We start from the raw sequence: 12,576 nt of genomic DNA on the forward strand, positions 1-12,576 counted from the left end.
CCCGATGACCGGGGACATAACGCGGACATCAGCCGGTCTGCGTAAGATACTCGTGGCGGAGGACGAAGCGATCGTCGCGCAGGACCTGTGCGGCCGTCTGACAGCCATGAATTTCGACGTCGTGGGCGTAGCGAAATCCGCCGATGACGCCGTCCAGAAGGCCCTTGCCCTCCATCCTGACATCGCGCTCCTCGATGTTGTATTGCGGGGGTCGCGTGATGGGATCGAGGCTGCCCGGCAGATCCGGCATGCGCTGGATGTCCCGGTCGTCTTTGCCACCGCGTCCTCCGATCCGGAAACCTTTGCACGGGCGCAGACGATCGGCCCGCACGGGTTCGTGTTCAAACCGTACGACACCGGCGAACTGCGGATCACGCTCGAACTTGCCCTCTCCCAGCATGCCGCAGAACGCCGTATCCGGCGCAGTGAGGAACGATATCGTGTCCTCTTCGAAAGCAACCTTGCCGGCGTCTTCCGTCTCAATGAGAGCGGTGCCATCCTTGATGCCAATCCGGCGTTCTCCAGCATGCTGGGGCTCTCCGCACCGGAGGCGGACGGCCACCCTCCTGCGACGATGTACTTCGCCGACCCGCACGAATACGAGACGATTCTCCACCGGTTGCATACCAACACGAAGCTCGAGGCCCAGGAACTGCGGCTCAGGCGGGCAGACGGCCAGCTCTTCTGGGGGGTTGCCAACATGGTCGTCACAGAGGAAGGCGACATCGTTGGTACCCTCATTGACGTCACGGGAAAGAAGGAGATCGAGCGGGAGCTTGCGCAGCAGCGGCAATTCCTCCGTGCCCTCGTCGATACGCTGCCCGATCAGGTGTATGTCAAGGATCTGGACCATCGGTTCATCTTCTGCAACCCCGGCTGCACACAACATTTCGGAATATCCGAAACAGAGATCCTGGGCCGGACCGACGTGGAGCTCTCGCTGCCCGACTTTGCGGCGAACTCGATCGCCACGGAGATCGACGTTATGTCCAGCGGGCTTCCGCGGTTCAATCGAGAGGAACGCCAGATCGATGCCGCAGGTACACCGCGTTGGGTACTCGCCAGCCGCGTTCCCGTGCTCGACCCGGATGGGTGTACGAGCGGGATCATCGGGATCAACCGGGACATTACGGCACAGAAACAGTTCGAAGAGATGCTGCAGGACGATGTGCGCTTTCAGCAGACCCTGCTGGATGCGATCCCGGCGCCGGTCTTCTACTGTGATGCAGGCGGCCGGTTCCTCGGGTGCAATGCATCATTTGAGGCTTTCTTCGGACACCAGCGTGACACCAACATGGGATTGCCTCTTGATGCGATCCTTCCTTTTGATATCGCCGAGACCTTTTCACTCGCCAATGCAGAACTGACCGAGAAGCACGGCAGCATGTCATTTGAGACCATCCTCACAGACGCCAGCGGGCGACCGCGGGCAGGGCTCACGCACCAGGCCGCGTTTGAAGACGCCGATGGCAATGTGGAGGGGACCGTCAGCGTGTTCATCGACCTCACGGAGCAGCAGGGGCTCCGTGATGCGCTCGCACGCTCGGAACAACGCTATCGGAACATGTTCGAGGATGTCAATGCGGTCATGCTGCTCCTCGACCCCGAGACGGGCCGGATCACGGATGCCAATGCCGCCGCTGCCCGGTTCTACGGCTACGGGGTGCAGACCCTCACATCGATGCACATCGGGCAGATCAACCCGGCACCTTTCGAGATCCTCCTCGCAGGCCTCCAACGTGCAAAGAGCGGCTCGCAGAAGGCCTTCACCTGGGAGCATCGGCTTGCGAACGGAGAGCTCCGGAACGTCGAGGTCCATACCGGTCCCGTCACGATCGACGGCAAGAGTGCTGTGTTCTCGATCATCCACGACATTACCGAACGCGTCAGGGCGCAGGACGCCCGCAGGGTGAGCGAGGAGCAGCGAGAGGCATTGGAGTCCGAATTACGGAAGCGGAATATCGACCTCGAACGGACCATCATTGAGCTTCGCAATATGCAGACCGGGCTGGTCCAATCGGAAAAGATGGCGTCCATCGGCCAACTGACGGCCGGGATCGCCCATGAGATCAACAACCCCCTCGCCTTCGTCATGAGTAATCTCAACCGGTTCGGCGAATACTTCGGGGACACCACCGCCCTGCTCGAGGGCTGGAAGGCTCTGGCTCTCCGCCTCCCGCGGACGGAGGATACCGGACGGGATCTGAGCCAGCAGGAAGCAGAGGAGAAGCAGCTCGACCTCGCATTCATGAAGGAGGATTTCCACCGGCTCATGGAGCATACCACGCAAGGGGCCGAACGCATCAAGAAGATCGTGGAACAACTCCGGGGCTTCTCGCACGTTGCAGGCGCCGGCTTCACCGAGAGCAGCATCAACGAGGCGATCGAAGACACGCTGATGATCACCTGGAACGAACTGAAATACAAAGCAACGGTCCATCGCGAGTATGGCGATCTTCCTGCTGTCACGTGCAATGTCGGAGAGATGAAACAGGTCTTCGTGAACCTGCTTGTCAACGCCGCTCATGCCCTGGACACGCAGGGGGACATCACCGTACGCACGTACGTGCAGAACGACCGCGTGCACATCCAGATCCAGGACACCGGATGCGGCATACCACGCGAGAACCTGAAGAAGATCTTCGACCCGTTCTTTACCACGAAGCCGACAGGCAAAGGAACCGGTCTCGGGCTCTGGATCACCGCGACGCTGGTCCGGAAGCATCTGGGTGAGATCACCGTGGACAGCGAGATCGGAAGAGGGACAACATTCACCATCGATCTGCCCGTCAGGCAGACAGAGCCCAGGGGGCAGGGTCATGAGTGACCAGCGCACGGCGGCACCAGGTACTGTGGTGGCATCACGGCCCCACCGGGTCCTCTTTCTCGATGACGAAGCCGCGATCCTGGCCTCGTTGCGCAGTCTCTTCCGGAGGGAGCGATACGAACTCGAATTCTTCACTGAACCTGAAGAGGCACTGAGCCGCCTGCGAAGCTCCCCCGTCGACATGATCGTATCCGATATGCGCATGCCGGCCATGTCCGGTGCGGACTTCCTTGCCCAGGCCACGGCGATCCAGCCCTATGCGATCAGGATCATGCTCAGCGGCTACGAGGACAAGGGCGTCGTCATCAGTGCCATCGGGAAGGGGCTTGCGAAAGACTACGTCATGAAGCCGTGGGACGACACCTCGTTCCGGCAGATGGTCGCCGACAACCTGCAGATGCACCGCGCCCTTCATGACACCGAGCTCAGGAGGATCCTGGGCCAGATCGACTCCCTGACAGCACCGGCGCGCTCCGTCGAGACCATCACGCGTGTCCTGGGGGGGGCCGACGTGAACATCAAAGATATCGTGGTCGCTGTTGAGCAGTCACCGCCGCTCGTCGCCCGGCTTCTGCGCGTGGCCAACTCCGTGCACTACAGCACCCGCCACCCGATCGGCACCGTGAAGGATGCTGTCCTCTTCGTGGGCACGGAATTCGTGGCCAGCCTCCTGCTGGCGATGGAGACCTTCGACGCCCTGCAAGAGGACTGCTCGCCCGAGGGGCGGAAATGCATGGATCGCCTCTGGGATGAGGCCCTGCGCCGCGCGACGATCGCAAAGGCGATCGCAGCCCGCTGGGACGGGGGTCAGCAACAACATGTCGCCTACGTCGCATCGCTCTTTCAGGATATCGGCCTGGTCCTCCGTGCTCAACTCGACCCCCACCTCCTCGCTGCCTTCTTCCATGCGGTCGATGAGGAGGACGTTCCCCTGTTGCAGGCAGACGCCATGGTCTTCACCATCACGCACGATGAGGTCGGCAGTTCGCTGCTCCGTTTCTGGAACTTCCCGGAGGAGATCGTACGTGCAGTCGAATGCCACCATCGGGTGGGCGTCGAAGACCCACTCGCACGAATACTCAAGATAGCGGAGGACATCGAGAGGGCAGTGCGAACAGGCAAGGCGATCGATGGGCAGAACACCGCCGCCGCAGAGTGGTATGACACGCTGAGCGATACTCTGGCGGCCTTCGCGCGCGCGGGGGGCGCTGACAGCGAGGATCTGACGTAGTCTGCGGGACCCGGTACCGGGCATCTTTCTGCACTCGAGCTTCATCGTCGGGGAACCGCACGATCCCCGACCGACGGACGCCCCGCACCCCGGGGCGTTCTTTTTTTCCGCCCTCTCGGAACAATCGATACGATTCTGTACATTGTTGCTGCTTCGTCGTGTCTCTCCCGAACGAGCATCATTCGAAGCACCCCGGGCAGACCTGACCCGGAGCCGGACACTCGTGCCCGGCGATCATATGAGTCCATCCCCCAGAGCAACGCCACAGACCATAGCATATGAAGTCCTTGCACGTGTTTTTGATCCACCTCGCAGTCGCCAGTATCCTCCCCGCGGAAGCTGGAGCAACCGACAGTTCAGCGGTCACCCCTTCCCGCACCTATACAACCGTTCGTCTGACCACGGCACCCCCTGAGATCGATGGATCCCTGAGCGATGCGTGCTGGTCTGCCGGGACGTGGGCTGGCGACTATGTCCAGTGGCTGCCCCGGGAAGGGGCAAAGCCCTCGCAACCGACATTCCTGAAAGTCCTGTATGACGACCACAACATCTATGTCGCCATTCGCGCCGTGGATACCATCGCTTCGGACATCACCGTCAGGCGCGGCAGGCGGGACCAGTTCATCGGCGATGTGGTCGGTATCAACTTTGATAGTTACCATGACCGGAGGACGGGGTTCGAATTCAACCTCACGGCGGCCGGCCAGAAGATCGACCTGGTGCTCACCAACACCAACTGGGATGTGAACTGGAACGCGGTGTGGTTCGGCAAGACCGGCTTCGAGGATTCCGCCTGGACGGCGGAATACAGGATCCCGCTCAGCCAGTTGCGGTATAGCAGCGACTCCGTCCAGGTGTGGGGTATGCATGCGTGGCGTTGGATCGACCGATTCCAGGAGGAGAGCGATTGGGAACCGCAGTCGTCCACCGGGCCCGGGGCGCTCTACCTGTTCGGTGAACTCCATGGACTTGCGGGGCTTCCTGCCCCGCAACGGATCGAGATCATGCCCTATGTCGTGACGCGACTGAAGACCTATCCGCATGATCCCCGGAACCCGTTCACCGCCTCCGGGCGGGAATGGTTCGGCGGCGTTGGTGGCGATGCGAAGATCGGGCTCTCGTCGAATTTCACCGCGGACGTGACCATCAATCCCGATTTCGGCCAGGTGGAAGCGGACCCATCGGTGATGAACCTCACCGCCTTTGAGACCTTCTACGACGAGCGCCGCCCCTTCTTCCTCGAAGGGCGGACGATCTTCAACGTGGATTATGATGATGGCTCATTGTTCTATAGCCGACGGATCGGACGCCCGCCCGCGTATTCCCCCGCCGTTCCGCAGGGTGCCTCTGTCGATATGCCCGGCACCACGACCATCTTCAGCGCGGTGAAGGTGAGCGGCAAGACCGCGGACGGACTCGCCGTCGGCGTCCTCCAGAGCCTGACGGCCCGGGAATTTGCCACCATCGATTCAGCAGGAAGCCGCCGCGAAGCGGCGGTGGAACCACTGACAAGCTACACCTTCGCCCGCATACAGCAGGACTACAACAACAGTGCGACGATACTCGGTGGTGCCCTGGGCATGGTCAACCGGGCCATCAATGATCCTGCGCTTGAGATCCTCCCGCGCAATGCACTCACCGGCGGGCTGGATCTGCTCCACCAATGGGCAGACAAGGAATACTTCCTGGATGTGCGCCTGATCGGAAGCGCCGTCAACGGGAGCACCGCAGCGATAGAGCTGCTGCAACGTTCATCGGCGCGCTACTTCCAGCGTCCCGACGCCGGGTATCTCGGTGTCGACGGCACACGCACATCCCTGACCGGCCATGGCGGGAGTATCAGGGTCGGCAAGGGCAGCAAGGGGCTGTGGCGGTATGCAACGGGCATTCGCTGGCGCTCGCCCGGCCTGGAGATCAACGATCTCGGCTTCATGCAACAGGCGGACGTGATCGTGCAGGAGAATTCCGTTTCCTATTTCCTGAACCAGCCGGCGGGGATCTTCCGCACGTACTCGCTCAAACTTAACGAGGCCAACACATGGGACTTTGGTGGAGAATTCCACTCCTCCGAGATCTCGCTCGATGGTGAGTTCCAATTCCTCAATCAATGGGGGTTCGAGGTGAACGGCGAATACAGAACGGCGGGCATCGATACGCGCCTCCTGCGCGGCGGGCCTGGTATGCGCGTTCCCTCGACCTGGTCCGGCAATCTCTATGCGCATACGGACGGATCCGCGACGGTCGTCGGGAGTCTCCATGCCTCCTCCTCATGGACCACACACGAAGGTGGGAATGCCTGGTCTCTGGAGCCGACCCTGACCGTGACCCCTCACCAGACGTTGCGCGTCTCGGTGGGCTTGGAGTTCGCGGGCATGAGGAACGAGTTGCAGTACGTTGATACGCAGTATCCTTTCGGGGGGCCGACATACATCCTCGGGCGGGTCGACCAGCGCACGGTGATCGCAACCCTCAGGGCGGACTACTGCATCACGCCGGAATTGACAATTCAATACTATGGCAGTCCATTCTCTTCCGTGGGCCGCTTCAGCGGATTCAAGATCGTCACGGCGCCGCGTGCCGAACGCTACGAAGACCGCTTCACGTATGTCGCCGATCCTTCAACAGTGCAGGATCCGGACTTCGCGTTCAGTCAGTTCCGCTCCAACCTGGTCGCACGCTGGGAATTCCGGCCGGGCTCGAATGTGTATCTCGTCTGGTCGCAGGACCGAACTGCCTTCGAGATGCCGGGCGATCCCTCTGCCGGCACAACCCTGGGGAACCTGCGATCTGTTGCACCAGAAAATGTCGTGATGCTGAAGTTCAGCTACTGGTTCGCTCTCTAGGGAGCATCCGTTCACCCTGCATGTTAGCCCATCCGGGCGGTCAGTTCTTCCTCGCTCGATCCGCCCGGCAGCGGGCGCATTGCGTTCACCCCCCCCCCTCAAGCCTCATTGCCGGCGGTCTGCCCCACTTCCGGGCTCCCCGTTTCCCATCCGTGATGCGAGTGATTAACTACATTTTCAATCTTCCGGACGATGCCCGAATGTGGCGTTTCCTCTATTATACAGCAGCCCTCAGGCCAGACGAAGGACGTTGGGAGTATGTCCATGGCGGACCGCGATCATGCTCGGCGATCGAAAGGGTCACTCGTGTGCTCCTCAGAGCGAAAAGTCTTCAGGGCTACACATTGATCAGCCTCGATGGGAACATCGGGAAGGTCAACCATCGATCCAATTCCTTGCGGAGTAGCACGTGAACAATACCGATCCGGTTCGCTCAATTCCAGTTGTCACTGAGGGCCCACAGCCTGGTCGCGGAGCCGGCCAGGATGCAGGCCCGGATCAGCAGAGGAAGGCGGTCACCGTCCCCACGGTGTTGCGCCTCTCCGTGTTTGAAACGATGGCCCCCCTCCCTCCGCGAGAACAGATCCGGGAGATCGCATGTTCACCCCGTGGTCCTGTGGCTAAAATCCATCTATCGGAGCATGCGCCGTTGGTTGCACTTGTCTCCTATTCAGCAGGTCATGAAGATCATCGAGCAACAGGGTACCCGCCTCAAGGACCTGACGGTTCTCGAGGCGTTCGCAGGTGATGGTCAGATGCAGGTGGTCGACTATCACAGGCAGGTCGCGCACGTGTCGCTCTGGGAGTGGGGGACGGCGAAGATCGCGAAGTTGAAGAAGCAGTTCCCGGGGGCACGTGTCGTGCAGATCGATACCTTCGAACAGATCAAGGTCGAGACGGAGTCGTATGACATTGTCGTGCTGGATGCTTCGCCAAAATCCGGAGATCACTGGGAGGTCTTCGATCTCTTCCCCTGGGCATTGAACCTGCTACGGCAACAGACGGGGGTCATCGTCTGCACGATAATGGCGGAAAGGAATCCAGCGCTCCTGAAGCAATACCCCGAATGTGGTACAGAAGCTCATCGCGCGGCACGTGCACAGTTCTACGGGATCCCGCTCGCATCTTCGGATGCGCTGTCCGAAGGATCCATCCGCAGGGCGTTCGAGGCCATGGCCGGGGAGAAGGGCCTGGCCATCGGATGGGCGCATCTCATACCCCGTAACGCCTATGCCGCATACTTCGTGTTCAGCATTCACCCTGCGGTCTGACCGCACGGACCGGGCACGCGTTGGTGACTCTGCCGTCCGTTCGATATCCTGCATTCGGCCGGGAGGGTCTCCCCCCGGTCAAGCCATTTTTGCCGGAGCCGCCCGGGCGTACTTCGCCCGGTACTGCACCGGCGACAGGCCGGTGATCTTCTTGAAGGTCGTACGAAATGCTTTGGTGTCGGTGTACCCCGTCCGCTCCATGACCTCGGTGATGCCCGCCCGTGACCGCTCGAGATGCATCTTCGCAGATTCCACTTTCACCCGTTGCATGTACTCCACGACCGTGTTGGACGTCGCCTTCTTGAACCGGCGTTCCAGATTCCGCCGGCTGAGGGCGACCATGTCCGCAAGGGAGGCCACGGTGACGCGCTTCTGCACGTTCCGCTCGATATACTCCTGGACCTTCCGGACGGCAACATCCTCATGTCCCTTCTGTCCCTTGAACATGAAGTAAGACGCCTGGCTCACGCGGTCGATCTCGATCTCATAGTACTTTGCGATGAGCACAGCCAGAGGGCGGTCCACATACTTCTCCACGAGGTACAACAGAAGATTCCAGAATGAGTTCGCTCCGCCGCTGGAGTAGAGGCCATTCTCGTCAGTGATCACCCTGTCCGATACCAGGTCCACCTCCGGATACATGGCGCGGAACTGCTGGTCCGCTGACCAGTGCGTTGAGCACTTCTTTCCATCAAGCAGCCCTGTCCCCGCGAGGAGGAACGCACCCACGCACAGGCTCGCAACTTCGGCCCCCTGTTCATGCTGTGACCGGATCCACGGAAAGAACGGACTGTTGTTCGTTACGACCTCTTCCATATCCCCGTTCACCGGAGGAATGATGATAAGGTCCGTGTGCGACACCGACCGTACCGAAGCATCGGGCTGCACAGCGAACACCCCATCATAGGTCCGGGGAACCTTCGTGAGTGCCACCAGGTTGACATCAAAGCGGGGCCGTTCCCCCCGCCCCTCCAGGAAGGTGTTCGCGAGGAGAAAGGTCTTGCGTGCGCCCTCGATGCAACCGACGACGGCTGCACCTTCAGGCAACAGTATGGACACATGATGTTTCATCGGCTGCACCTTGCTCGAAGCGATGGACGTTGTGACGGTAGTGCAAGTATAGCGAACGCGTGTGTCGCATTCAACCCCCAAGAATGCCGTTTTTGCACCTTGCGCAATTGCCCCCAGAGTGACACATTGCGACATAGCCGGCATCACCCGGCACAATCATCAAGAGGAGGACACATGAAGATCACTGTTTCCACTGCAATTGCAGCTCCGCTCGCTGACGTGTGGCGCGCCTATACGACACCGGAGGATATCAAGGCCTGGAACGCAGCGTCTCCGGATTGGCATACAACCGCCGCTGCGGTTGATCTTCGCGTGGGTGGAACGTTCACCTCCCGCATGGAGGCCAAAGATGGCTCGTCCGGCTTTGACTTTGCCGGAGAGTACACCGCGATCATTCCCCTGCAACGGATCGCATACACGTTCGGGGGGCGCGTCGGCGTTGTCGAGTTCGTTGATGGCCCGACCGGCGTCACCGTGAGAGTGACATTCGATAGTGAAGAAACGCATACCGAGGAACAGCAGCGTGCCGGCTGGCAGGCTATCCTGGACAATTTTTCTCGCCATATGATATCGCTGACTGCGGGCGGGAAGGATGCCACGGCACGCTGATGGGCAGACGGGGCGCACCATGGAACTGACGAGACCCACCAGTTGACAACCAGGGACACGGAGAAGCGCATGAGAGCTCTCAAGATCTTCGAACACATTTCGCTGGACGGTGTGATCCAGATCTCCGGCGAAGCAAGCGATTTCCCCTATGGCGACTGGACCGCCCCTATCGGAGTCCCGCTGGCCGGGATGCGGTCACTGCCGCGCAGGGGGGGAGGTTCGATCTCCTGCTCGGCCGTCGCACGTACGATATCTGGTCAGGCTACTGGCCGCACGCGCCGGCCAGCCCGATCGCGGACGGCATCAATGCCGCAACGAAGTACATCGTCACGCAGCATCCGGAGAGTCTTGCATGGGGACCCTTCGAGGGCCTTGGCCCGGATACCGCTGCAAGTGTTCGCCGCATCAAGTCGCTAGCCGGTCCGGATCTTATCCTCTGGGGGAGCGCCACGCTGACTTCGACGTTGCTCGAACAGGGGTTGGTGGATGAAGTCACGCTGATCGTCTATCCCGTCCTGTTGGGCACCGGAAAACGCTTCTTCGCGGAGGGAACCCCCGCACGTGCATTCGAGCTTGTCAGCACAAAGGCTTTCCCGTCCGGGATCGTCTTCAGCACCTACAAGGTCTCCGGGCCTCTGATGAACGGATGATCCGACAACGCGGCTTCGTCCATGACACTATGGACGTCGTACTCTCTCACTCCCTATCACCGAAAGGCACCGTGCATGGCACAGCTCACCGTCTTCAACTTCATCACAGTGAACGGCGCCTACAAGGGTCCGGGCGGAGACATCCAGTGGCACAGACATGGTGCTGAAGAACAGGAGTATGCCGCCAAAGGGGCGAACTCGCCGAGCACGCTGCTCTTTGGACGGAAGACCTACCAGATGATGGCCTCCTGGTGGCCGACCCCGATGGCGTTGCAGAGCATGCCGGACGTGGCCCGCGGGATGAATGCATCGCAGAAGATCGTCTTCTCCCGGACGTTGAAGAAGGCAGCATGGGAGAACACCAGGCTCATTGCCACCGATCCGGTCAGGGCGATCAAGCGGATGAAGAAGGACGGGAAGGACCCCCTCACGATCCTCGGAAGCGGGAGCATCGTTACCCTGTGTGCGGAACACGGGCTCATCGATGAATATCAGATCATGGTGGATCCGGTGCTCATCGGATCAGGAACGCCGATCGCGAAGGCCCTGACACACCATGTGGATCTGAGACTCGTGTCACACAGAGTGTTCACCAGCGGAGTAGTCCTCCTGCGGTATCAACCCCGGTAAGCAGGTCGCTCCTGCCAGGAGCGACACTACCCCGGGGGGGGCGTTACTTCACGTGAAGGCACTGGTCCGCTGTTTCCAGGATCGCATCACGTTCTCCCCGCCGATCCGCGTTGCAGGACCGGAGACCTGCACGCCGGGGGAAGGGGGGAAAGAAGACAGGCCGCCGGTACATCATACCGGCGGCCTGTGGGCTGGACTGCAGGGGGATCTCAGAAGTAGATGATCGCCGAAACGCTCACCATCTGCGAAAGGTACTCACTGGTGGCGGTATTCGTTGCCGTCATCGCGAACTTCTGCTCCCAACTCGTCTGGGAATAGGTCACATCAAGTGCTATCGCACCGCCGATGAAACCGGTACCGACGCTGAAGCCTGTGCCCGCGACCTGTCCATCGGGCTTATCATTGACATCCCAGTTGGCGCGCAGTGTTGGCACCGTATGGAAGCCGGCCCTCACCGGGATGACTCCTGCACGGGTCACGATAAGATACTCAGCGCCCACGCGGATCTGATTCAGGTCCTGCTCACTGGCACTCAACTTGATCGTGTCCTGGCGCTCGATCCCCGCCTGGGTCCGCCCCTTCCGGTACAGTTTGCGGTCACCGTAGAGCCGCGATTCGAAGTCGAACGCAATGGTCAGATTCTCACCGATGCGCCCAGAAGCACCGACGCCGAACATGAGCGGGACCTGGACCGAATTCTCGAAGCTCCCCTGCTCATCCACCCGCGTACCGGTGCTCCATTTGTAGTCGCCCTCCACCTTCAGATCGAAGGGTGTCCGCACGGTCGCCCCGACCTTGATCGGCACCGGGGTCTTCATTCCTTCAAAGTCGATCAGCAGGCCTGCCGTGAAATTCAGGCCTTTGTACGAGCCATTGTTCTCATCGAAGCCGAACGGTGTTGTACCCTTGGTCGTGGTCTTATTGTCGAAGTTGCCCAGCCAGATATTCGCCGTGCCGCCCACGTAGATCATCGGATGCAGCTTGATGCCGATGCCCGGGGTCAGGGTGTTGGCGCCACCATTCGATTCGTACTCCTCGTCATTCACATCATACTTCTGAAAGCTGTCGAGTTGCTTCTGGAACGCAACGGCAGGGACGATGTTGATCTTGCCGGCATGCAAGGGGAACGCGATACTTGCGAAGTTGTACGTGAAATGCGACTGGTTGATCGAGTAGTTCACCGCCGGGCGGGTCGGGTTCTCATACTTGAACTGCTCGCCGATCCACCGTCCGACCACCGAGAACTCCGAACGCTCGAGCTGTCCGAGTCCTGCCGGGTTCCACGAGATCGCCGTGGCATCATCCGCCAACCCGATGAATGCACCACCCAAGCCCTCTGCGCGCGCGCCGGCGCCCGTGACGTTCCAATCTTCCTGCGCAACGGCAGGCAATGCCACGAGGATCGACAGTGCGACAACAATGAGTATCATGCGGACCTGCATAC

The 12,576-nt window shown here is 60.5% G+C and carries 8 protein-coding genes and 1 pseudogene; 7 read left to right on the top strand and 2 right to left on the bottom strand.

Annotated features, from left to right (window positions below):
* The first annotated feature begins 4 nt into the window (after nt 1-4).
* The 4 genes from IPI01_06825 to IPI01_06840 all read left to right on the top strand — a co-directional run bounded on the left by IPI01_06825 (nt 5) and on the right by IPI01_06840 (nt 8,172).
* Nucleotides 5-2,827: a PAS domain S-box protein gene (locus IPI01_06825; protein MBK7257505.1), complete on the top strand. Its 2,823-nt coding sequence runs from the start codon at nt 5-7 to the stop codon at nt 2,825-2,827.
* A complete protein-coding gene (locus IPI01_06830; GenBank protein MBK7257506.1) occupies nt 2,820-4,058 on the top strand; it encodes an HDOD domain-containing protein in 1,239 nt (412 codons plus the stop codon). The genes IPI01_06825 and IPI01_06830 overlap by 8 nt, the downstream gene beginning before the upstream one ends.
* 278 nt (nt 4,059-4,336) lie before the next feature.
* Nucleotides 4,337-6,901 carry a carbohydrate binding family 9 domain-containing protein gene (locus tag IPI01_06835; GenBank protein ID MBK7257507.1) on the top strand — a complete coding sequence of 855 codons (2,565 nt, stop codon included), beginning with the start codon at nt 4,337-4,339 and terminating at the stop codon, nt 6,899-6,901.
* 680 nt (nt 6,902-7,581) lie between these two features.
* Nucleotides 7,582-8,172, top strand: coding sequence for a class I SAM-dependent methyltransferase (locus tag IPI01_06840; GenBank protein ID MBK7257508.1), 591 nt, complete (start codon nt 7,582-7,584; stop codon nt 8,170-8,172).
* A 78-nt stretch (nt 8,173-8,250) separates the two neighbouring features.
* Here the strand turns inward: IPI01_06840 and IPI01_06845 are convergent, their stop codons facing one another.
* A complete protein-coding gene (locus IPI01_06845; protein ID MBK7257509.1) occupies nt 8,251-9,243 on the bottom strand; it encodes a helix-turn-helix domain-containing protein in 993 nt (330 codons plus the stop codon).
* A gap of 174 nt (nt 9,244-9,417) precedes the next feature.
* Here IPI01_06845 and IPI01_06850 point away from each other — a divergent pair, with 174 nt between their 5' ends.
* The 3 genes and pseudogenes from IPI01_06850 to IPI01_06860 all read left to right on the top strand — a co-directional run bounded on the left by IPI01_06850 (nt 9,418) and on the right by IPI01_06860 (nt 11,132).
* Nucleotides 9,418-9,852, top strand: a complete 435-nt coding sequence (locus IPI01_06850) for an SRPBCC domain-containing protein (GenBank protein ID MBK7257510.1) — start codon at nt 9,418-9,420, stop codon at nt 9,850-9,852.
* 69 nt (nt 9,853-9,921) lie between these two features.
* A pseudogene (locus IPI01_06855) lies at nt 9,922-10,502 on the top strand (dihydrofolate reductase family protein).
* Nucleotides 10,503-10,577: 75 nt separating this feature from the next.
* Nucleotides 10,578-11,132, top strand: coding sequence for a dihydrofolate reductase family protein (locus IPI01_06860; GenBank protein MBK7257511.1), 555 nt, complete (start codon nt 10,578-10,580; stop codon nt 11,130-11,132).
* 209 nt (nt 11,133-11,341) lie between these two features.
* On the opposite strand, the gene IPI01_06865 is transcribed toward IPI01_06860, so the two are convergent.
* The gene (locus tag IPI01_06865) at nt 11,342-12,574 is read right to left on the bottom strand and encodes a hypothetical protein (GenBank protein ID MBK7257512.1); all 1,233 of its coding nucleotides are present in this window, start codon (nt 12,572-12,574) and stop codon (nt 11,342-11,344) included.
* Between the last annotated feature and the right edge of the window lie 2 nt (nt 12,575-12,576).

The organism is Ignavibacteriota bacterium, from assembly GCA_016707525.1.
Classification (GTDB): Bacteria; Bacteroidota; Ignavibacteria; order UBA10030; family UBA6906; genus JAGDMK01.

Coding starts and splice junctions, on each gene's coding strand:
- IPI01_06825 (MBK7257505.1), top strand. CDS start 5: ATGACCGGGGACATAACGCGGACATCAGCCGGTCTGCGTAAGATACTC.
- IPI01_06830 (MBK7257506.1), top strand. CDS start 2,820: ATGAGTGACCAGCGCACGGCGGCACCAGGTACTGTGGTGGCATCACGG.
- IPI01_06835 (MBK7257507.1), top strand. CDS start 4,337: ATGAAGTCCTTGCACGTGTTTTTGATCCACCTCGCAGTCGCCAGTATC.
- IPI01_06840 (MBK7257508.1), top strand. CDS start 7,582: ATGAAGATCATCGAGCAACAGGGTACCCGCCTCAAGGACCTGACGGTT.
- IPI01_06845 (MBK7257509.1), bottom strand. CDS start 9,243: ATGAAACATCATGTGTCCATACTGTTGCCTGAAGGTGCAGCCGTCGTC.
- IPI01_06850 (MBK7257510.1), top strand. CDS start 9,418: ATGAAGATCACTGTTTCCACTGCAATTGCAGCTCCGCTCGCTGACGTG.
- IPI01_06860 (MBK7257511.1), top strand. CDS start 10,578: ATGGCACAGCTCACCGTCTTCAACTTCATCACAGTGAACGGCGCCTAC.
- IPI01_06865 (MBK7257512.1), bottom strand. CDS start 12,574: ATGCAGGTCCGCATGATACTCATTGTTGTCGCACTGTCGATCCTCGTG.